This is a genomic window from Enterobacter sp. BNK-8 (assembly GCF_048685095.1).
In the GTDB taxonomy this organism is placed as follows: domain Bacteria; phylum Pseudomonadota; class Gammaproteobacteria; order Enterobacterales; family Enterobacteriaceae; genus Enterobacter; species Enterobacter quasiroggenkampii.
On record NZ_JBLQTN010000001.1, the window covers coordinates 706,035 to 727,528 of the forward strand.

The 21,494-nt window shown below is 58.0% G+C and carries 19 protein-coding genes; 7 read left to right on the forward strand and 12 right to left on the reverse strand.

Annotated elements, in window-relative coordinates; genetic code table 11:
• Window positions 1-43: 43 nt before the first annotated feature.
• Together ybaL and ACMGGU_RS03360 are read right to left on the reverse strand one after the other, a co-directional pair.
• On the reverse strand, window positions 44-1,720 hold the full coding sequence (gene ybaL / locus ACMGGU_RS03355; protein ID WP_045909744.1) for a YbaL family putative K(+) efflux transporter: 1,677 nt from the start codon (window positions 1,718-1,720) through the stop codon (window positions 44-46).
• A gap of 230 nt (window positions 1,721-1,950) precedes the next feature.
• Window positions 1,951-3,159, reverse strand: a complete 1,209-nt coding sequence (locus ACMGGU_RS03360) for an MFS transporter (RefSeq protein WP_021241625.1) — start codon at window positions 3,157-3,159, stop codon at window positions 1,951-1,953.
• Window positions 3,160-3,320: 161 nt separating this feature from the next.
• Between ACMGGU_RS03360 and ushA the strand changes: the two genes are divergently transcribed.
• A complete protein-coding gene (ushA, locus tag ACMGGU_RS03365) occupies window positions 3,321-4,973 on the forward strand; it encodes a bifunctional UDP-sugar hydrolase/5'-nucleotidase UshA (RefSeq protein WP_420300244.1) in 1,653 nt (550 codons plus the stop codon).
• A 90-nt stretch (window positions 4,974-5,063) separates the two neighbouring features.
• Here ushA and ybaK read toward each other — a convergent pair whose 3' ends face one another.
• From ybaK to copA, 3 genes are all read right to left on the reverse strand, one after another.
• Entirely contained in the window at window positions 5,064-5,543 is a 480-nt protein-coding gene (ybaK, locus tag ACMGGU_RS03370; RefSeq protein ID WP_008499307.1) for a Cys-tRNA(Pro)/Cys-tRNA(Cys) deacylase YbaK, read from the reverse strand.
• Between the two features lie 199 nt (window positions 5,544-5,742).
• Entirely contained in the window at window positions 5,743-6,537 is a 795-nt protein-coding gene (locus ACMGGU_RS03375) for a TraB/GumN family protein (protein WP_111967311.1), read from the reverse strand.
• A 50-nt stretch (window positions 6,538-6,587) separates the two neighbouring features.
• On the reverse strand, window positions 6,588-9,086 hold the full coding sequence (gene copA / locus ACMGGU_RS03380; protein ID WP_395299849.1) for a copper-exporting P-type ATPase CopA: 2,499 nt from the start codon (window positions 9,084-9,086) through the stop codon (window positions 6,588-6,590).
• Between the two features lie 108 nt (window positions 9,087-9,194).
• On the opposite strand from copA, the gene cueR reads away from it, so the two are divergent.
• Window positions 9,195-9,605 carry a Cu(I)-responsive transcriptional regulator gene (cueR, locus tag ACMGGU_RS03385; RefSeq protein WP_045909739.1) on the forward strand — a complete coding sequence of 137 codons (411 nt, stop codon included), beginning with the start codon at window positions 9,195-9,197 and terminating at the stop codon, window positions 9,603-9,605.
• Here the strand turns inward: cueR and ACMGGU_RS03390 are convergent.
• Genes ACMGGU_RS03390 through ACMGGU_RS03400 form a run of 3 tightly spaced genes read right to left on the reverse strand, consistent with a single transcriptional unit; the run spans window position 9,602 to window position 11,861 of the window.
• Window positions 9,602-10,054 (reverse strand): NfeD family protein, encoded by a 453-nt coding sequence (locus ACMGGU_RS03390; RefSeq protein ID WP_048225940.1) that lies wholly within the window; start codon window positions 10,052-10,054, stop codon window positions 9,602-9,604. The two genes, cueR and ACMGGU_RS03390, sit on opposite strands and share 4 nt — an antisense overlap.
• Entirely contained in the window at window positions 10,051-10,965 is a 915-nt protein-coding gene (locus ACMGGU_RS03395; protein ID WP_008499312.1) for an SPFH domain-containing protein, read from the reverse strand. The genes ACMGGU_RS03390 and ACMGGU_RS03395 overlap by 4 nt, the downstream gene beginning before the upstream one ends.
• Before the next feature lie 44 nt (window positions 10,966-11,009).
• The gene (locus ACMGGU_RS03400) at window positions 11,010-11,861 is read right to left on the reverse strand and encodes a hypothetical protein (protein WP_395299851.1); all 852 of its coding nucleotides are present in this window, start codon (window positions 11,859-11,861) and stop codon (window positions 11,010-11,012) included.
• Between the two features lie 143 nt (window positions 11,862-12,004).
• Here ACMGGU_RS03400 and fetA point away from each other — a divergent pair, with 143 nt between their 5' ends.
• Window positions 12,005-12,676 (forward strand): iron efflux ABC transporter ATP-binding subunit FetA, encoded by a 672-nt coding sequence (fetA, locus tag ACMGGU_RS03405; protein WP_048030129.1) that lies wholly within the window; start codon window positions 12,005-12,007, stop codon window positions 12,674-12,676.
• The gene (fetB, locus tag ACMGGU_RS03410) at window positions 12,669-13,451 is read left to right on the forward strand and encodes an iron efflux ABC transporter permease subunit FetB (RefSeq protein ID WP_023617520.1); all 783 of its coding nucleotides are present in this window, start codon (window positions 12,669-12,671) and stop codon (window positions 13,449-13,451) included. The genes fetA and fetB overlap by 8 nt, the downstream gene beginning before the upstream one ends.
• Before the next feature lie 87 nt (window positions 13,452-13,538).
• On the opposite strand, the gene ACMGGU_RS03415 is transcribed toward fetB, so the two are convergent.
• The 3 genes from ACMGGU_RS03415 to tesA are packed head-to-tail and all read right to left on the reverse strand — an operon-like array spanning window position 13,539 to window position 15,874.
• A complete protein-coding gene (locus tag ACMGGU_RS03415) occupies window positions 13,539-14,393 on the reverse strand; it encodes a co-chaperone YbbN (protein WP_048030131.1) in 855 nt (284 codons plus the stop codon).
• Window positions 14,394-14,451: 58 nt separating this feature from the next.
• The gene (locus tag ACMGGU_RS03420) at window positions 14,452-15,222 is read right to left on the reverse strand and encodes an SDR family oxidoreductase (protein WP_023617270.1); all 771 of its coding nucleotides are present in this window, start codon (window positions 15,220-15,222) and stop codon (window positions 14,452-14,454) included.
• 28 nt (window positions 15,223-15,250) lie between these two features.
• A complete protein-coding gene (gene tesA / locus ACMGGU_RS03425; RefSeq protein ID WP_028015818.1) occupies window positions 15,251-15,874 on the reverse strand; it encodes a multifunctional acyl-CoA thioesterase I/protease I/lysophospholipase L1 in 624 nt (207 codons plus the stop codon).
• On the opposite strand from tesA, the gene ybbA reads away from it, so the two are divergent.
• The 3 genes from ybbA to ACMGGU_RS03440 all read left to right on the forward strand — a co-directional run bounded on the left by ybbA (window position 15,845) and on the right by ACMGGU_RS03440 (window position 20,271).
• The gene (ybbA, locus tag ACMGGU_RS03430; RefSeq protein WP_008499319.1) at window positions 15,845-16,531 is read left to right on the forward strand and encodes a putative ABC transporter ATP-binding protein YbbA; all 687 of its coding nucleotides are present in this window, start codon (window positions 15,845-15,847) and stop codon (window positions 16,529-16,531) included. The two genes, tesA and ybbA, sit on opposite strands and share 30 nt — an antisense overlap.
• The gene (gene ybbP / locus ACMGGU_RS03435; protein WP_420300245.1) at window positions 16,528-18,942 is read left to right on the forward strand and encodes a putative ABC transporter permease subunit YbbP; all 2,415 of its coding nucleotides are present in this window, start codon (window positions 16,528-16,530) and stop codon (window positions 18,940-18,942) included. Before ybbA ends, ybbP begins: the two co-directional genes overlap by 4 nt.
• 183 nt (window positions 18,943-19,125) lie before the next feature.
• On the forward strand, window positions 19,126-20,271 hold the full coding sequence (locus ACMGGU_RS03440; protein ID WP_420300246.1) for a porin: 1,146 nt from the start codon (window positions 19,126-19,128) through the stop codon (window positions 20,269-20,271).
• A 90-nt stretch (window positions 20,272-20,361) separates the two neighbouring features.
• Here the strand turns inward: ACMGGU_RS03440 and mnmH are convergent, their stop codons facing one another.
• A complete protein-coding gene (gene mnmH / locus ACMGGU_RS03445; RefSeq protein ID WP_420300247.1) occupies window positions 20,362-21,432 on the reverse strand; it encodes a tRNA 2-selenouridine(34) synthase MnmH in 1,071 nt (356 codons plus the stop codon).
• Window positions 21,433-21,494 lie beyond the last annotated feature (62 nt).

Consider the following 21,494-nt stretch of genomic DNA (forward strand, 5'->3'; position numbering starts at 1 on the left):
TATGGGGAGAGGGCTGGGGTGAGGGGACCAGGCCGCACCAAACTTACCCCGTCACCGCCTCTTCAACCGGCGGTTTCTCCAGCAGCGTCAGCATGGTATTCGCAATCTCGCGCTCGCCCATCACCACCTTATCTGCACCGCGCTCGGTAATGTACTCCACCTCGTCGTCATAGTGCGCCCGGGCGATAATCTCAATCGTTGGGCACTTCGCGCGTGCGGAGGCCACAATCTCACCCGCTTCATAGCCGTTGGGTATGGTGAGCAGCAGCCAGCGGGCGCAGTCCAGATGCGCCAGATTCATGATCTCTTCGTTTGCCGCATTGCCCAGCACCGCGCGAATACCGCGCTCGCGCAGCTCGTCGACGCGGGTGCGTGAGGTTTCAATCACCACCAGCGGAATGCCCTGCGCCATCAGCTTCTCGCCGAGCAGGCTGCCCACGCGGCCAAAGCCGACCAGCAGGGCGTGATTGCAAATATCCACCGGGATCTGCTTCTCTTCTTCGATGGCCTCTTCCAGCGTCTGCTCTTCCAGCGTTTCGGTTTTGTCGAGGTATTTTTCCAGCAGGGCAAACAGGACCGGGTTCAGCATAATCGACAGGATCGCCCCCGCGAGCACCAGGTTTTGTCCGGCCTGCGGCAGCAGGTTCAGGGCCATGCCCAGACCGGCCAGAATAAAGGCGAATTCGCCAATCTGCGCCAGGCTGGCGGCAATAGTCAGCGCCGTCCGCGGGGAGTGACCGAACATTCGCACCAGGAAGAAGGCGGCGAGCGACTTACCAAAAATAATGATCGCCAGCGTGCCCAGCACGGCCAGCGGCTGCTGGATCAGCACCAGCGGATCGAACAGCATCCCGACGGAGACGAAGAACAGCACGGCAAACGCATCGCGCAGCGGCAGCGTATCGTGCGCCGCACGGTGGCTCAGCTCGGATTCGTTCAGCACCATCCCGGCGAAGAACGCGCCCAGGGCAAAGGAGACATCAAACAGCTCAACGGCACCAAAGGCGATGCCCAGCGCCAGCGCCAGCACGGAGAGGGTGAACAGCTCGCGGGAGCCGGTCGCCGCGCTGCGGGACATGATCCACGGTACCAGACGGCGGCCCACCAGCATCATGATGGCGATAAACGCCACCACTTTACCGATGGTGATGCTCATATCCAGCGCCAGCGAGGCAAAGCCGACATTGTCTTTTTCCATCATTCCGGCGACGGCGGGCAGCAGCACCAGCGTCAGGACCATAACCAGATCTTCAACAATCAGCCAGCCAATCGCGATCTGCCCGCGCTGGCTGTCAATCAGCTGTCTCTCCTCAAGCGCGCGCAGCAGCACCACGGTACTGGCGGTTGAGAGACACAGCCCAAATACGATACCGGTCATTAACGACCAGCCCAGCACGGCCGAAAGCGCCATCCCAAGCAGCGTCGCCACCCCTATCTGGGCGATCGCTCCCGGTATGGCAATCGACTTTACCGCCATCAAATCCTTCAGGGAAAAGTGCAGACCGACGCCAAACATCAGCAGAATCACGCCCAATTCCGCCAGTTCAGGGGCCAGTTTGGTATCCGCAACGAAGCCTGGCGTAAACGGTCCCGCCAGCACACCTGCCAGCAGATAGCCGACAAGAGGAGAAATACGCAGTTTATTGGCAATCATGCCGAGGATAAAAGCGAGCACAAGTCCACCAACAATGGTGGTGATAAGCGGTGTGGCGTGGTGCATTCCGTCTCCTTTCGTTGTGGGTGTTCCTTTTTGGTGAAAAACCAAAAAACCGAGTAATAGTTTATGACAATTTTTACTCTTATGTTTATGAATAATTGTTGAAGTTTGAATAAAACAGCAATATGCGCGTAAAAAAGCGCATTTTGATAAATTCAGCGAGAGGAGAAAGAAGAAACCCTTATGGCATCAGGGTGTCAGGCAGCCAACGTCACACTTTGGCTGCCCGTAATTCACGCTTTGTGGCGGTTATCAGGCAGGAATATGGTCAACATCCCAAGAAGTGGCAGGAAAGCGCAGATTTTATAAACGAGGAAGATGCTGGTGTGATCCGCAACCATCCCTAACACCGCTGCACCCAGCCCCCCCATGCCGAAGGCAAAACCGAAAAAGAGTCCGGAAACCATACCGATACGGCCAGGCAGCAGCTCCTGGGCATAGACCAGAATGGCGGAAAACGCGGAAGCGAGGATAAAACCAATAATCACGGTTAAAATTCCCGTCCATTCAAGGCTGGCGTACGGCAAAATGAGGGTAAAGGGCGCCACGCCGAGGATAGAGCCCCAAATGACATATTTACGCCCAATCTTATCCCCCACAGGCCCGCCAATGACCGTACCGGCCGCAACGGCGAACAGGAAGGCAAACAGGTGAATCTGCGCATTTTGTACCGATAATCCGAATTTTTGCATCAGATAAAAGGTGTAATAGCTGCTGATGCTCGCCATATAGAAGTATTTCGAGAAAATCAGCACCAGCAGGACAGCCACCGCCAGGATAACCTTATTGCGCGGCAGGGGATTGATAACCTTCGCTTTAGGTTTTCCTTTATTGACGCGATGCTGAGCGGCATACCAGCGGCTAATCTGCGCCAGCACGATAATCGCCAGCAGCGCGGCCAGCACAAACCACGCCACGTTGCCTTTACCGTAAGGGGCAATGATGACTGCGGCCAGCAGCGGGCCGAGTGAGCTACCAAAGTTACCGCCCACCTGGAAAAGTGACTGCGCCAGGCCGTGACGACCACCGGACGCCATCCGCGCCACGCGGGAGGACTCCGGATGGAACACAGACGAGCCGGTACCCACCAGCGCGGCGGCGATCAGCACGGCTTCAAAACTCCCGGCCATGGCGAGCAGCACCAGACCGCTTAGGGTAAAGCACATGCCGATCGGCAGCGACCACGGCATCGGGTATTTATCCGTCCAGTAGCCCACCACCGGCTGCAGCAGCGAGGAAGCCAGCTGGAAGGTCAGGGTGATCATCCCGATCTGCACGAAGGTTAACGAAAACTCGGACTGCAGCAGCGGATAAATTGCCAGAATCAACGACTGGATCATGTCGTTGAGCAGGTGTGAAAGACTGATTGCCCCTAAGACTTTAAAGGAGGTGCGCGACGCCGGCGCGCCCGGAACGGGCTGGGTTGATTCACTGATTGCCATAAATACCACGTTTTGTTAGCAGAAGTGCAGGGAGTAATTATTATCCGACTAACATACCCGCCTGCGACATTTGAAGAAAGTCGCAATTATGAAAACTTATTTGTCTATTCTTATTAGTCACTGTAATTTCTGCCTTTGTCTATTGGTCAGGGAGAGAGAAGATGAAGTTAATGAAGCGGGGCGTCGCGCTGGCGCTCATCGCGGCGTGGGGGCTGGTAAGCCTGCCCGCGCAGGCGTATGAAAAAGACAAAACCTATAAAATTACCATTCTGCATACCAACGACCACCACGGTCATTTCTGGCGCAGTGAATACGGCGAATATGGCCTCTCGGCACAAAAAACGCTGGTGGACGGCATTCGTAAAGAGGTCGCAGCCCAGGGCGGCAGCGTGTTGCTGCTCTCAGGCGGCGATATCAACACCGGCGTGCCGGAATCCGATTTGCAGGACGCCGAACCCGACTTTCGCGGCATGAATCTGATTGGCTACGACGCGATGGCCGTCGGTAACCATGAATTTGATAATCCGCTGACCGTACTCCGTCAGCAGGAAAAATGGGCCAAATTCCCGTTCCTCTCCGCCAATATTTACCAAAAAAGTACCGGCGAGCGCCTGTTTAAGCCGTGGGCGCTGTTTAAGCGTCAGGATCTAAAGATCGCGGTCATCGGCTTAACCACCGACGATACGGCGAAAATTGGCAACCCTGAGTTCTTCACCGATATCGAATTCCGCAAACCGGCAGACGAAGCGAAGCTGGTGATTCAGGAGCTGCAGCAAAACGAAAAGCCGGACGCTATTATCGCCACCACGCACATGGGGCACTACGACAACGGTGAGCACGGCTCTAACGCGCCCGGTGACGTTGAGATGGCGCGCAGCCTGCCTGCGGGCTCGCTAGCGATGATTGTGGGTGGTCACTCACAGGATCCGGTGTGCATGGCATCCGAGAACAAAAAGCAGGTGGACTACGTCCCGGGCACGCCGTGTGCGCCAGACCGTCAAAACGGTATCTGGATTGTGCAGGCGCACGAGTGGGGCAAATACGTGGGGCGGGCAGACTTTGAGTTCCGTAACGGCGAGATGAAGCTGGTCCACTACCAACTCATTCCGGTCAATCTGAAGAAGAAAGTCACTTACCCTGACGGGAAAAGCGAGCGCGTACTTTACACCCCAGAGATTCCAGAAAACCAGCAGATGCTCTCCCTGCTGACGCCGTTCCAGAACAAAGGCAAAGCGCAGCTGGATGTGAAAATCGGTACGCTGAACGGTCGTCTGGAGGGGGACCGCAGTAAAGTTCGCTTCGTGCAGACCAACATGGGCCACCTGGTGCTCGCGGCGCAAATGGCGCGCACCGGGGCTGACTTTGGCGTAATGAGCGGCGGTGGCATTCGTGATTCCATCGAAGGTGGAAACATCACCTATAAAGACGTTCTGAAGGTGCAGCCGTTCGGTAACGTGGTGGTTTATGCCGACATGAGCGGGAAAGAGGTCATTGACTACCTGACCGCCGTGGCGCAGATGAAGCCGGATTCCGGGGCCTATCCGCAGTTTGCCAACGTGAGCTTCGTAGCGAAAGACGGCAAGCTTAACGACCTGAAGATCAAAGGCGAACCGGTTGACCCGGCTAAAACGTACCGTCTGGCGACGTTAAGCTTTAACGCTACCGGCGGCGACGGCTATCCGCATATTGATAATAAACCAGGATACGTGAACACCGGCTTTATCGACGCGGAAGTGCTGAAGCAGTATATCGAGCAGAATTCGCCGATTGACGTGAATGCGTATGAGCCGAAAGGTGAGGTGAGCTGGCAGTAGTGCCGTTGTGTTGCCCGGTGGCGCTGCGCTTACCGGGCCTACGGGTGCAAAATGTAGGCCGGGTAAGGCGTAGCCGCCACCCGGCTTTTTTTACTCCCGGCGGGCAATATCCGCAAACTTCGCGTCCAGCATTTTTGCCAGATCGCCCGCGGCAAGCTCAATATCCAGCCCGCGCTTGCCGCCGGAAATATAGATGGTCTCAAATTCCTGTGAAGGGGCATCGATCAGCGTCGGCAAGCGTTTTTTCTGCCCGAGTGGACTGATGCCGCCCACCAGGTAGCCCGTGGTGCGCTGCGCCACCATCGGATCCGCCATATCCACCTTCTTCGCCCCCAGCGCTTTGGCGACTTTCTTAAGGTCCAGCTGTCCTGCCACGGGCGTCACCGCGACGGCGAGGTGCTTCATATCGCCGTTCACCGCCACCAGCAGCGTTTTATAAACCTGGTCCGCGTTCAGCCCCAGCTTGCGCACCACTTCATCACCAAAGTTGGTTTCATTCGGATCGTGATCGTAAGTGTGGATCCGGAAAGAAATGTTGTTTTTTTCGAGTAATTTAACGGCGGGAGTCATAGCTATCCTTCTTACGACAGACAAATCATGCCAACAGCATACGCCTGACGTTTGTCTAAAAAATAGCACCATCTTGCGCAATAGTGTTGGCAGTGATGGTCACTTTGAGCGACAATCGGCTCAACCGAAGGTCTCCTTCGGCATAATAAAAACGATGAAATTCCTCTTTGACGGGCCAATAGAAATATTGGCCATTTTTTTATTTCAGCAACGACGGCAAGTTCCCTTCTCCGTACAAATGTAACGCCCCGACCGCCACCACGTAACGCCCCGCAGGTAAGGCATGCAACGTCTGCCGCCAGGCTTTATTGCGCGCATTCATCAGCACATCATACAGCGATTCGCTGAACGTCGACGGTAACGCCAGCCTGCCGTCCGCGGGCGGTGCATCCAGCCACCAGCCAATCATGGTCTGCAGCAGGCGCGCGTTGGTGTGCCAGTGGGTCAGTGTATCATCCAGCAACATCAGACCGTCGTCGGGAAGCTGTCGCAGGAGCGCAATCTGACTGTCCGTTCCTTCCAGCTCGATGATGGGCAAACTGCGCGCCCTTGCCGCGTTCAGCAGCTGGTAATCAATGCCGTAATCACCCCGCAGCCCCAGACGCTGCGCCTGCGTAGCCTGCAGTACCATCGCGATTTGCCACAGCGGCAGGGTGTCAATCATGGAGAGCGAGACGCCGGTTTCCTCGGCGACGCGCGTCAGTTCCGCAAGCTGGGCTTCATCCAGGCGCTCCGCCAGGGTGAGATCGCTCTCGAGCCCGGCAAACGGTGACTCCTGACCCGAAATGTCCGCCTCAACGACCAGCGCATCGGCGTGTTTCAGCAGTTTAATCAGGCCGGGAGGCAGGGGAGACATATCCTGCGTGCCCATATGGATGCTGCCAACCAGGTGCAGGTGTTGCCCGCCGGGAAGCGAAATATCCAGACCGGGCCAGGCGTAACGGCGAGGGAAAAGGGCGCGAAACGATGTTTTTATACGATGAAACAGACCCATACGCGCTCCATAAACGGAAAGGTTCATGCTAGCGCGTACGGGTACAAGGTTCAATCCTTCGGTTTAAACCGCAACAGCCGGTTGGCGTTGCTGACCACGGTGATGGAGGAGAGCGCCATCGCCGCACCCGCGACGACCGGATTAAGCAGCGTGCCGGTCAGCGGCCACAAAATACCGGCAGCAATCGGAATACCGAGCGAGTTGTAGATAAACGCCCCCAGCAGGTTCTGCTTCATGTTGCGCAGCGTAGCTTTCGAAATGGCCAGCGCATCGGCCACGCCCATCAGGCTGTGGCGCATCAGCGTGATGGCCGCGGTTTCGATGGCCACGTCGCTCCCGCCGCCCATTGCGATCCCCACATCCGCCTGGGCCAGCGCCGGGGCATCGTTGATGCCGTCGCCGACCATTGCCACCTGACGGCCCTGACGTTGCAGGTTTTTAATGGCGTCCGCTTTGCCGTCCGGCAGTACGCCCGCAATCACCTCGTCAATACCGGCTTCTTTCGCGATGGCGTTGGCGGTGGTTGGGTTATCCCCGGTCAACATCACCAGACGATATCCAGCACGGTGCAGGCGCTGTAAGGCATCCACGCTGTCCTGGCGAAGCGGATCGCGCACGGCCAGCAGCGCGGCGGCTTTGCCATCCACCGCCAGCAGAACCGGGGTGGCGCCCTGTGACGCCTGCGCCTTCAGCTCACTGTCCAGCGCGGCGGTATCAATGCCGTTTTCATTGAGCAATGTCTGGTTGCCCAGCAGCAGCGCGTGGCCTTCTGCTTCACCGCTCACGCCGAGCCCGCGCAGGGTGCGGAACTGGTTCACCTGCGGCAGGGCAGACGCATTGGCTTTATCAAGAATGGCGCGCGCCAGTGGATGGCTGGAGCCTTGCTCCAGCGCGGCGGCGAGACGCAGTGCATCCTCTTCCGAAATGCCCACGGTGTGGACGGCGACCACCTGCGGTTTACCTTCCGTCAGCGTGCCGGTTTTATCAAACACCAGCGTGTCCAGGGTGCTGGCCCGCTGCAGCGCGTCCGCGTCCCGCACCAGCACGCCAAATTCGGCCGCGCGGCCTACGCCGGAGATAATCGACATTGGCGTCGCCAGACCAAGGGCGCAAGGGCAGGCGATGATCAGCACCGTGGTGGCGATCACCAGGGTATACACAATCTGCGGTGCCGGGCCGAAGAAGTACCAGATCGCCGCACTCAGCAGGGCAATGCCGACCACCACCGGCACAAAAATGGCCGAGATTTTGTCAGCAAGCTGGCCAATTTCTGGTTTACTGCTCTGCGCCTGGCGCACCATGCGAATAATACGCGACAGCGTCGTGTGGCTGCCGACGGCGCTGGCGGTGAACAGCACGCTGCCGTCCTGCACGACCGTACCGGCATGCACGGCGTCGCCGTCTGATTTCTGCTGAGGGATAGGCTCCCCGGTCAGCATCGCTTCATCCAGCCAGGCTTCGCCCTGGGTTATCTTGCCGTCAACGGGAACCCGGTCGCCGGTGGTCAGACGCAGCGTCATGCCGGGCTGAACCTCGGCCAGCGGAACGCTTTTTTCCCCTTCGTCCGTGACCACGCGGGCCGTCGGTGGGGTTAAATCAAGCAATCTTTCCAGCGCTTTCGAGGAGCGCTGGCGGGCGCGGGCTTCCAGCATATGGCCTAAGTTAATCAGGCCGATAATCATCGCGCTCGCTTCATAATAGAGATGCCGCGCTTCCATCGGGAACCACTGGGGCCAGACGTTCACGCTCATCGAATAGAGCCACGCCGCGCCGGTACCGAGGGCGACCAGGGTATCCATCGTCGCGGTACGATTTTTCAGGCTCTTCCAGGCGCTGGTATAGAAATGTCCGCCTGCGAACACCATCACCGCAAGGGTAATCAAACCAATCACCAGCCACAGCGTGCGGTTGTCGTCGGTGACCATCATGTTGTCGCCGAGCATGCCCCACACCATCACCGGAATACCGACCAGCAGGGCGACAATCGCCTGCCAGCGGAAGCGCTTCATGGTGGCGATAGCCGTTTCCTGCTGGCGCTCGCGGCGTTCGGCATCATCTTCGATGGCCTCCGCGCCGTAGCCCGCTTTCTCAACGGCCTGCACTAACTCTGCGGCGGAGGCGTTGCCCATTACCAGCGCAGTACGCTCCGCAAGATTGACCCGTGCCTGCGCGACACCCGGTACCGCCTGCAGGGCGTTTTGTACCCGGGAGACGCAGCTGGCGCAGCTCATGCCGTTGATCAGCAGCTGTTGGCTGTCATCAATATCATCCGCTGCCGGAAGCTCAGGAGTGGCCGCTGTCAGTGCTTCCGACGGGGATGATGACTCTGCCAGCGGTTTAGCCTTTGGGTGGCTTAACTCCGCCCCGTAACCGGCCTGCTTGATGGTATCAATCAGCGCATCCGCGCTGGCGCTGCCGGTCACGGCGGCATGATCGATAGTCACGTCAGCGCTTTCCACATCAGGGCGCTGTTCCAGGCTTTCTTTAACGCGTTTGACGCAGTGGCCGCAGGAGAGACCGTCCAGCGTCAGGTCAATAGTGTGAGACATAACAAAACTCCCGTATAATATTTTGGTCAGTTGTTGACCGGAGTAACGCTTTTCACTAACTGTTATGAAGGTTAAACCTTCCATCAAGGGGAAGGTCAAGGGGGAAATGTGAATATCAGTGATGTGGCAAAAAAAACCGGCTTAACCAGCAAAGCGATTCGCTTTTATGAAGAGAAGGGGCTGGTGACGCCGCCGCTGCGCAGTGAAAACGGCTACCGTAGCTACACGCAGCTGCATCTGGATGAACTGACGCTGCTGCGCCAGGCAAGACAGGTCGGTTTTAATCTGGAAGAGTGCGGCGAGCTGGTTAACCTGTTCAACGATCCAAAGCGTCACAGCGCCGACGTGAAAAAACGCACACTGGAAAAGGTGGCCGAAATTGAACGCCACATCGTCGAGCTACAGGCGATGCGCGAACAGCTGCTGCAGCTCGCGGCGTCCTGTCCGGGGGATGACAGCGCCGACTGCCCGATTATCGATAACCTTGCCGGCTGCTGCCACCGCAAAACCCACGCTTAGCAGGCTTTTACCCGCAGGGTAATGCCCTCCACCGCGATGACCTCCACCCGCGTGCCGGCGCTGAGGTCATCGTCGGCCACCACCGGCCACGAGCTGTCGCCTACCCGCATGTGCCCACGTCCGTTCACCAGCGTGCTGTCGAGCGTAAAACGCTTGCCGACAATCTGCTGTCCGCGCTGGTTAAGGTGGGCGTCCACCGGTTTCTGCTCGTTAACCCGCCGGTTGAGCCAGCGCCACCACAGCCAGGCGGCCACCAGCGTCAGCACGGCAAACAGCGCGCCCTGCCACGCCCACTCCAGGGGAAGGATCCAGACCAGAAGACCGGTAATGACGGCAGCAACACCGCTCCAGAGCAGGTAGCCGTTGCCGCCCAGCATCTCCGCCGCCAGCAATAAGCCGCCGAGGCTTAGCCAGAAGGCATGAGGATGTGCAACGATCAACTCAATCATTTTTTACGCTCGTTTCCGCTATCCTTGATCAGTTCGGCTATGCCCGCGATAGAGCCCATCAGGCTGCTGGCATCCAGCGGCATCATCACCACTTTGCTGTTGTTCGCCGACCCAATCTCTTTCAGCGCGTCAGTATATTTTTGCGCGACAAAGTAGTTCACGGCCTGAATATCACCGGCGGCAATCGCCTCCGACACCATCTGGGTCGCGCGGGCTTCCGCTTCGGCGGAACGCTCGCGGGCTTCCGCCTGCAAGAACGCGGACTGACGATCGCCTTCCGCTTTCAGGATCTGCGACTGTTTTTCCCCTTCCGCTTTGAGGATCTCCGCCTGGCGTACCCCTTCGGCTTCCAGAATATAGGCGCGCTTGGTTCGCTCGGCTTTCATCTGGGCGTTCATGGAGGCGATCAGCTCCGCCGGCGGGCGCACGTCGCGGATCTCGATGCGGGTAACTTTGATCCCCCACGGGTTGGTAGCCTCGTCGACAATGTGCAGCAGGCGGGTGTTGATGCTGTCGCGCTGGGAAAGCATCTCGTCCAGCTCCATCGAGCCGAGCACGGTACGGATGTTGGTCATCGTCAGGTTGACGATCGCCAGCTCCAGGTTGCTGACCTCATAGGCCGCTTTCGGCGCGTCAATCACCTGAATAAAGCAGACGGCGTCGATGGTGACGTTGGCGTTATCCTTGGAGATCACTTCCTGGGACGGAATGTCCAGAACCTGCTCCATCATGTTGATCTTGCGACCAATTCTGTCCATGAACGGAACAATCAGGCTTAAGCCTGGCTGGAGTGTGTTGGTGTATCGGCCGAAACGCTCGACGGTCCACTGATAACCCTGAGGGACAATTTTGACGCCGGCGCCTACGATAACCAGCGCAACGAAAATAAGGACGGGAACAACGATAAGCATAAAAACCTCCTGTTTTGCATGCTGTGGCGAGTGAAAGTGTATGTTTATTGCTCGTAAGTATAGGTAAAGTCAGAGATGAATCCATCACCCGCTTCAGCAATGGCTTTCGATAATCCCTGGTAGTAATTCTCCAGCCCCAGCGCTTCGATACGCTGGATCTGTTCGCGAATGGGGGCGCAGAACAGAACGGCATTCCCCGCTTCAACGCGTTTGTTATTCGGTGGAAGGTCGCCCGCGATGGCTTTAAACCAGGTTCTGATGCCCTGCTTTAAATTATGCGGCGCTTTTGCCAGGTTATCCATGCCCGTCAGGACCTGCAGAGTCGGGAACTCATCGGCCAGCACGGCGGTTTTCATGCGCGCAAAGAACTGGCTGAACAGCTCGAACGAGCCCAGATCGGTGACGCGGGGCTTGGTGGTTTTACCGTTTTTATTGCCGATTTTACCTGCCGCTGACGCTGCGGCCGGAACCGCGTTCACCTTTTCCAGCTCCAGTCCGAACAGCAAATTGCAGTGCGCGCGGCGCGCTTTCAGCGGGTAGGACATCAGGACGTCAATGAACTGTGTGGCTTTCACATCCGCAAGATTGTGGTTGATAAGCCACTGGGTGCGTGAAAATTCCGCCGGAGAGACGAACCAGTCCGGCACCTCATTGAAGCGTTTTGATTTGCCTTCACCGTCAAATTCAAGGAAGTGTGTTCCGTTGTCGAAGGCGAAATAGCAATTTTTGAAGCTGCCGATCGTGGTGTTCACGATGAGCGCCTTCTTAACAAAGTCCACCACCTCTGCACCTATCACAAAACGCGTGAGCTCCGACGATTTGATGACTTCCATTAATGTTTCGACATCAGGAACACCAGGCTTCAGGGAGGGGAACTCATAAAAGATATGTGACATGTCGCATACTTCCTGTAGTGATGAAGGTGACAATTTGCAAACAAAAAGTTTAACACTTGCTTCAGCGTGAGGCTATTCGCGCTGTGCGGGCGAAAGGATTATGCTACAGGCGGTTATTACACGAAGCGGTCAACGGAAGCGCGATGAACGATAAAAGAAACGTATTACTGCTCAGGGATGTCGGATTTCGAGTCGGGGAAAACACGATCCTGCAGCACGTCGGGTTTAGCCTGTCGCCGGGCGAGTTTAAATTAATCACGGGTCCCTCAGGCTGTGGTAAAAGCACGCTGCTGAAGATTGTGGCGTCACTCCTCAGCCCGACGGAGGGCGCCATTCTGTTTGAAGGCGAGGATATCGCCTCGCTTTCCCCGGAAAGCTATCGCCAGCAGGTCTCGTACTGCGTGCAAACGCCCGTGCTTTTTGGCGATACGGTCTATGACAACCTGATTTTCCCGTGGCAAATCCGCAATAAAACGCCGGAGCCGGAAAAGTTTATCCAGGATCTGGCCCGCTTTGGCCTGGCGCAGGAGACGCTGAGCAAATCCATCAACGCGCTGTCGGGCGGCGAAAAGCAGCGGGTCTCGCTGATCCGCAACCTGCAGTTTTTACCGAAGGTGTTGTTGCTGGACGAAATCACCAGCGCGCTCGATGACGTCAACAAGCGCAACGTTAACGAGATTATTCATCGTTACGCCCGGGAGCAGAACATTGCCGTGCTGTGGGTGACGCACGACGCTAACGAAATAACCCATGCGGATGACGTTATTACGCTCCAGCCGCACGGCGGGAAAATGCAGGAGGCAAACCGTGGGTGAACACAACATTACCAACGAATCGCTGGCCTTTTCGATGGTGCTGGTGCTGATTGCGATTGTGGTCAGCTACCGCGAAAAGCTGGGGCTGGAAAAAGATATCGTATGGAGTATCTGCCGCGCGGTGATTCAGCTCATCATCGTCGGCTATGTGCTGAAGTATATCTTCAACGTTAACCACGCGGTGCTGACGCTGCTGATGGTGCTCTTTATCTGCTTTAACGCGGCGTGGAATGCGCAAAAGCGCAGTAAATACATCGATAAGGCGTTTGTTTCATCGTTTATTGCGATTACCACCGGAACGGCGCTCACGCTGGCCGTGCTGGTACTTTCCGGCTCGATTGAGTTTACGCCGATGCAGGTTATCCCTATTTCCGGGATGATTGCGGGGAACGCGATGGTGGCCGTTGGGCTCTGTTATAACAACCTCGGCCAGCGTTTCAGTAGCGAACAGCAGCAGCTGCAGGAGAAACTAAGCCTGGGGGCAACGCCAAAAGTGGCCTCGGCGCGGCTGATTCGCGAGAGCATTCGCTCATCGCTGATCCCTACGGTAGATTCCGCCAAAACGGTGGGGCTGGTGAGCCTGCCGGGCATGATGTCGGGGCTGATTTTTGCCGGTATCGATCCGGTAAAAGCGATTAAGTACCAGATCATGGTGACGTTTATGCTGCTTTCCACGGCAAGCCTGTCCACCATCATTGCCTGCTACCTGACCTATCGGAAGTTCTACAACGCGCGTCACCAGCTGGTGGTGACGCAGTTGAAAAAGGTGCGGTGATTGTGCCGGGCGGCACTGCGTTTGCCCGGCCTACGATTCGTGCTTTTGTAGGCCCGGTAAGGCGAAGCCGTCACCGGGCAAAGTGCATCAATACAACAACGCGTAAAGCTGACGACGATACTTCGACGCCAGCGCGTCTCCGGTGCCCAGCGCGGCCAGGATCTCCTGGAACATCTTGCGCGCCTGGCCGTCTGCGGCGGCTAAATCTTTTTGCAGATGGCTGAAGAGCAGCTCAAGCGCCTCTTCGTTACGCCCCACCTGATGCAGCTGCAGCGCCAGCTGGCTTGCCAGCGCGGCATCCGCCGGATTGTCGGCAACCTGCTGCTGCAGCTGCTGAATTTCAGGGGTATCCGCCGCCTGCTTCAGCAGCTCAATTTGTGCAACCAGCCCCTGATAGCGGGTGTCCTGATCCTGCAGCGGAACCGTCTTGAGTACGGCTTCTGCGTCTTCTGAGCGGTGCAGGGCGATCTGCGTCTCCGCCAGCAGCAGGCCAATCTGGCTGTTCTGTTTTGACAGCTGCCACGCTTCTTTGAGCAGCGGCAGCGCCTCGTCGTATTTGCCTTCCTGCATCAGCGCCATGCCTTCCTGCGCTTTCAGCTCTTCTTCGCGCGGCAGCACCTTATCCAGCAGGGCGCGGATAGCGTCTTCCGGCTGTGGCCCCTGGAAGCCATCAACAGGCTGGCCGTTCTGGAACAGATAGACGGTAGGAATGGCGCGCAGACCAAACTGAGACGCGACCATCGGCTCGGCGTCACAATCCAGCTTCGCGAGAATGAACTGACCGTTGTACTGGGCGGCAAGGCTTTCCAGCACCGGCGTCAGTTGCAGACAGTGTTGGCTACGTTCAGACCAGAAGTAGAACAGGACCGGTTTGGTCATCGACTGTTCAAGCGTCTGTTGCAGGTTAGCTTCTGTGATATTGACGATATTCTGTACGGACATGCGGCTTTCTCTTTTGTCGGTTTGTTCTTTACATGGGGTTGCGCGTCGGCGCTTCAACTCAACCGTGTAAAATTTTGTCCATTATCCGGCCCGGCAGCAGGCGTTTTAACCAGCCGACGGCATGGGTGACCAGCGTCACCGGATAGCGCATTTTGGGATGTTCACTCTCAAAAGCATGGCGCACTTTGGCCACCACCGCCTCTGGCCCGAGGGTAAAACGTGCGGCGATGCCGGGGTTCTCGACCGGTTTATCCGCCTGCGTCTGGTTTACGTTTTCGGTAAAGCGGGTGCGGATCGGGCCGGGTTCAATCAGGCTGACCTTGATACCGCTGTGGCGTAACTCCATGCGCAGGGCGTCGGACCAGGCCTCAAGCGCATATTTGCTGGCGGCGTAGGCGCCGCGGCCCGGGGTGGAAATTAGCCCCATCACCGACGACGTCATCACGATGCGCCCTTCACCGTGCGGCAGCATCGCGGGGAGCAGACGCATGGTGAGCTGATGCACGCCGAAGAAGTTGGTCGAAAACTGCTTCTCCAGCGTTTCGCGGGAGAGGGTGTCCAGCGGGCCATACACGCCGTAGCCGGCATTATTAAACAGGCCGTACAGACGATTACCGGTCAGTGCGATCACCTCATCGGCGGCGCGCTCAACGCTCTCCGGCGAGTCCATATCCAGCAGCACGCCGGTAAAGCCCAGACCGTTCATGCGTTCGACATCGTCGGGTTTGCGGCAGGCCGCCAGAACCCGAAACCCCTGGCGCTTTAATTCGAGCGCGCTTTCCAGGCCGATTCCGCTAGAACATCCTGTAATTAAGACCGATTTTTGCATAACTTTACCTGTCAGGATCTCCGCTTAATCAGGAGTCATGTTTAACTAAAGGAGCCAGCCGCGTTGCCATCCAGTCGGCAATAAACGGCTGCGCATCGCGATTGGGGTGGATCCCGTCGTCTTGCATCCACTGGGGTTTGAGATAGACCTCTTCCATGAAAAATGGCAGCAGCGGAATATCAAACTCTTTGGCAAGCTTGGGGTAGATCGCGCTAAAGGCCTCATTATACCGACGACCGTAGTTGGCGGGCAGGCGAATTTGCATCAGCAGCGGCTGGGCGTTTGCCGCCCTGATGTCCTGCAAAATGGTGCGCAGTGTATTCTCCGTTTGCTGAGGCTGGAAACCGCGCAGGCCATCATTACCGCCAAGCTCAACCAGCACCCACCGTGGCTGATGCTGTTTGAGCAGCGCAGGCAGGCGCGACAGCCCCTGCTGCGAGGTGTCGCCGCTGATGCTGGCGTTGATTACAGCCGTTTTGCTCTGCCATTTGTCATTAAGCAGAGCGGGCCAGGCCGCGCTGGCCGCCATGCGATAGCCAGCGCTCAGGCTGTCGCCGAGAACCAGTAACGTGTCCGCTGCCGCCGCGCGGAAAGTCATCAGAATCAAAAACAGGAAGGGCAAATGCCAGCGGAAAACAGTGTTGAAGTTCATCATCTTAAGAAGTCCGTCGGTCAGGGGGAGCACGAGCTTTCCATCCTTACCGGAGTTGAACTCGTTGTCAAACGCGCTGAAACCATTGCGCTGATTGGCGAATCCGGTTCCGGTAAGTCCACGCTGCTGGCGATTTTAGCCGGTCTGGACGACGGCAGCAGCGGTGAGGTCCACCTTGTCGGGCAGCCGCTGCATCAGCTTGATGAAGAGGCGCGGGCCGCGCTGCGCGCGCGTCACGTTGGTTTTGTCTTTCAGTCCTTTATGCTGATCCCGACCCTGAACGCACTGGAGAACGTCGAGCTCCCGGCGCTGCTGCGCGGTGAAAATAGCCGTGAAAGCCGCGCTCACGCGAAGGCGCTGCTGGAACAGCTCGGTCTGGGGAAACGTCTCGACCATCTTCCCGCCCAGCTTTCCGGCGGTGAGCAGCAGCGCGTGGCGCTGGCCCGCGCGTTTAACGGCCGCCCTGAGGTGCTGTTTGCCGATGAGCCTACCGGCAACCTTGACCGTAAAACCGGCGACAGGATTGCCGACCTGCTGTTTTCGCTCAACCGCGAGCACGGCACTACGCTTATCCTCGTGACCCACGATCCGCAGCTCGCGGCGCGCTGCGACCGTCGCCTGCGGCTGGTCAACGGTGTTCTGCAGGAGGAAGCATGATTACCCGCTGGTTCTGGCGCGAGTGGCGCTCGCCCTCGCTGCTGATTGTCTGGCTGGCGCTCAGCCTGGCGGTGGCCTGCGTGCTGGCGCTCGGCAGCGTCAGCGACCGCATGGAAAAAGGGCTCAGCCAGCAGAGCCGGGAGTTTATGGCGGGGGACAGGGCGCTGGAAAGCTCCCGCCCCGTGCCGCCGGGCTGGATTGACGCAGCGCGTAAAGAAGGGCTGAAGGTGGGGGAGCAGCTCACCTTCCAGACCATGACCTTCGCGGGCGACACGCCGCAGCTGGCGAGCGTCAAGGCCGTCGATAATATCTACCCGATGTACGGTGACTTGCAGACCCGCCCGCCGGGATTAAAGCCGACGCCCGGTACGGTGCTGCTGGCATCGCGTCTGATGGCGCTGCTGAACCTGAAACCCGGCGACAGTATTGACGTCGGTGACGCTACCCTCAGGATTGCCGGGGAAGTGGTGCAGGAGCCCGACGGCGGATTTAACCCGTTCCAGCTTGCGCCGCGTCTGCTGATGAACACCGCGGATGTCGCGGCCACCCATGCGGTACAGCCGGGCAGCCGCGTTACCTGGCGCTATAAATTTGGCGGCACGCCCGCCCAGCTTGACGCGTATGAAAAATGGCTTCTGCCGCAGCTCAAACCGGAACACCGCTGGTACGGGCTGGAGCAGGACGAGGGGGCGCTCGGTAAATCTCTGGAGCGCTCTCAGCAGTTCCTGCTGCTGTCGGCCCTGTTGACCCTGCTGCTGGCGGTGGCGGCGGTGGCCGTCGCGATGGGGCACTACTGCCGCAGCCGCTACGACCTGGTGGCGATCCTCAAAACCCTCGGGGCGGGCCGGGCGCAGCTGCGCAAGCTGATCGTCGGCCAGTGGCTGATGCTGCTGGTCCTGTCGGCGCTGACTGGCGGAATAATGGGGCTGCTGTTTGAAAAACTGCTGATGGTGATGCTAAAACCGGTGCTCCCGGCCGCATTGCCGCCGGCCAGCCTCTGGCCGTGGCTGTGGGCGATGGGCGCGATGACGGTGATCTCGGTGCTGGTGGGGCTCCGGCCTTACCGCCTGCTGCTCGCCACGCAGCCGCTGCGCGTGCTTCGCAACGATGTCGTGGCGAACGTCTGGCCGCTGAAGTTCTACCTTCCGGTGATTATTGCGGTGGCGGTGGGGCTGCTGGCGTGGCTGATGGGCGGCAGCACGCTGCTGTGGGCGGTGCTGGCCGGGGCGGTTGTGCTGGCGCTGCTGTGCGGCGTGCTGGGCTGGATACTGCTTAACCTTCTGAAAAGGGTGACGGTAAAATCCCTGCCCGTGCGCCTGGCGGTTAACCGTCTGCTGCACCAGCCCTGGTCTACGCTCAGCCAGCTGTCGGCGTTCTCGCTGTCGTTTATGCTGCTGGCGCTGCTGCTGGTGCTGCGCGGCGATCTGCTCGATCGCTGGCAGCAGCAGCTTCCGCCGGAAAGCCCGAACTATTTCCTGATCAATATCGCCCCTGAGCAGGTTACGCCGCTGAAGGGCTTCCTGTCAGAGCATCACATCATCCCCGAGTCGTTTTATCCTATCGTTCGCGCGCGTCTGACGCAGATCAACGGGCAGCCAACGGAGGGGAACAAGGACGAGTCGCTGAACCGCGAGCTGAACCTCACCTGGCAGGAGAAACGCCCTGACCACAACCCGATAACCGCCGGCACCTGGCCGCCGAAAGAGGGAGAGGTGTCGATGGAGGAGGGGCTGGCGACGCGCCTGAACGTGAAGCTGGGAGACAGCGTTACCTTCACAGGGGATACCCAGGATTTCACCGCGAAAGTGACCAGCCTACGTAAAGTTGACTGGGAAAGCCTGCGGCCCAACTTCTTCTTTATCTTCCCGCCGGCGGCGCTGGACGGGCAGCCCCAGAGCTGGCTGACCAGCTTCCGCTGGGAAAACGGTAACGGCATGTTGACCCAGCTTAACCGGGAGTTTCCGACGGTCAGCCTGCTGGATATTGGGGCGATCCTGAAGCAGGTGGGGCAGGTGCTGGAGCAGGTGAGCCGCGCGCTGGAGGTCATGGTGGTGCTGGTGACGATCTGCGGCGTGCTGTTGCTGCTGGCCCAGGTGCAGGTGGGCATGCGCCAGCGCCATCAGGAACTGGTGGTTTACCGCACGCTGGGGGCCGGTAAACGGCTGCTGCGAATGACGCTCTGGAGCGAATTTGCGCTACTGGGGCTGGTGGCCGGTCTGGTGGCCGCCATTGGCGCAGAGACGGCGCTGGCGGTGCTGCAGACAAAGGTCTTCGACTTCCCGTGGGAGCCTGACTGGCGTCTTTGGTTGATCCTGCCTCTGTGCGGCGCTGCGCTGCTTTCTCTCTGCGGAGGCTGGCTCGGCACGCGGCTGTTAAAGGGCAAAGCCCTGTTCCGTCAGTTTGCGAGTTGATTTAGTATGGTGATAATTACGCACCGGATTTTTATGCCGGTGCGTAGTGTTTAAATAGCACAAAGTGATAATACCCACTCATTTAGTAGCACAAAACATTAAAAACCCAACCACACAGCCCGATTATTTCCAGTTAATATTCACCCGCTAAATATTTAGCAGCGTGTCTATTAAGGAAAAATAATGACTATAAAAAAATCAGCGCTGGCGGCAACGATCGGCGCGGTAGTGGCATTAACGACCTTCGCTTCTCAGGCGGAAATCACCGTTCTTAAGCAGGATCCTCAGGCGGGTAATCCGCTGAGCCGCCTGAACTTTACCGTTGGCGGCAGTATTCGTCCTCAGTTCCAGAACATGACAGGCGACGACGGTAAAAACAGCTACAAGCGTAACGGATTTGACGGCGGCACCCGCTTCCGTTTCGCTGCAGATTACTACCTGTTTGATGACATCAGCTGGATCAGCTACTACGAGCTGGGTGTGAATATTCCTGCGCAGTTTAACTGGGATCACCACTACGCCGAAGGCGCACACGACACCACGCGTCGTATGCTCTACACCGGTCTGAAGAGCGACACCTGGGGTACGCTGACCTTCGGTCAACAGAACAGCGTTTACTATGATGTGGTGGGCGCGAAAACCGATATCTGGGACTATGACATGATCGCTCAGGCGCCAGGTAACGGGATCAACGGCGACTACGACGGTTCTTACCGTTCACGCCAGATGCTGAAATATAAGAAAACCGTGGGCGATGCTGATATTTATGCATCCTACCTGTTTGAAGACAGCGAATACCTGCCGGGCAACGGCCTGCGCTACAAGCGTAAAGGCGGCGGTTCACTGGGCCTGGATTACCACCTGACTACCGACCTGACCTGGGGCGCCGCGTGGAACTACACCCGCGCCGACATGCGTAACCCGGACAACGGCGACAGCAAAACCTACGACCAGAACATCCTCGGTACCGCGCTGAGCTGGACCCCGGACAACTGGACCTTCTCCGCAGGCGGCGGCTGGTATCAGAACTTCCTGACCACCAAAAAAGTGTCTGTTAACAACTACTTTGCGGGCGACGCGTGGGGTATTGAGTACTTCGCAGGTTATAAATTCCCAATCGGTCAGTACGCGGTTAAATCCATCCAGCCTTACTTCATGGGTGACCGCATTGAGTACGTGAACGGCCGTAACTACCAGCGCATCGACAACGGCGTGGGTATCAGCTTCCAGCTGGATTACGGTTTCCGCGTGGATTACGAACACGTGTTCACTTCCAGCACCGACAACCTGGGCGACATGAACCTGGTGCGTCTGCGTTACGACTTCTAAGCCGTCTGTTCCCCGGTGGCGCTGCGCTTACCGGGGCTACAACAGTACGCGTAGGCCGGGTAAGGCGTAGCCGCCACCCGGCTTTATTTTTCAGCGATCAAGCCACTCAGCAATTTCTTCGTACGTCCCGCGATACACAATCTTTTCCGCCTTTTTCTCCAGCTGATAGCCGTACATCGGGTCGTAATAGTCGTTCAGGAGCGGTACAAGCCAGCTGAAGTGCGCGTCCGTGCGGCCAGATCGTTGTTGTTCCAACAGCGCGGAATCTAACAGCGCGGTAAATTCCGCAAAGCGCTGCAGCCCCAGGCGGCGACGAATGGCGAACAGGCCGTGATGCAGATACTCGCTGTATTCTTTCCAGCCTGCTTCCTCGCCGTAGGCAGCAGAAAAATCCGCGCACATATGGTCGAAATACTCTTCGCGCAGGCGTTCAAGACGGATCTCAAACGGATCCTCTACCACCACGATAGGGGCTTCAACCATGCGGTCGCGCAGGCAGGCTGGCAGGTGGTTGGAGCCAATCATCCGACCTTCATCTTCCAGCACCCAGCGCGCGGAATCTTTTTTCAATAGCTCAACCGCAAGGTGATTTTCAAAGCTGGCCTGGGAAAGCTGCGGCGTCAGCGTGCGGCCAAATGACGAGCCACGATGGTGCGCCAGTCCTTCCAGATCGATACCCTGAGCATGCTGCTTCACCAGCAGGGTTTTACCGTTCCCGGTACAGCCGCCAATAAGCACCATCGGCTTTTGCGACTGCTCAATGGTCACCTGAATTGCCGTCTGGCGCAGGGCCTTATAGCCACCGCGGATCAGCGGGTAGTCGATACCCGCCTCTTTCAGCCAGGCCTGCGAGATATGCGAGCGCTGGCCGCCGCGCGCACAGCAGAGAAAGCCCTCAGGATGGGCAAGGCTGGCCTCGCGCCAGGCGGTGATGCGGGCCTCACGCGTGTCGCCGCTCACCAGGCGATGGCCGAGCGCCAGCGCGGCGTCTGGTCCCTGACGTTTATAACAGGTGCCGACGGCGGCGCGCTCGTCATCATTCATTAAAGGCAGGTTGACTGCCGCTGGCATCGCGCCCTGGGCAAATTCGATCGGCGCGCGAACGTCGATTAAAGGGGTATCGGACGCGAGGATCGCGCGATAGTCCATTCCATCGTTCATGGTTATTCCAGAAGAAAGCTAAGCAGCAATGGGCGGGAATTGTACGCCGGGGAAAGAGGAGG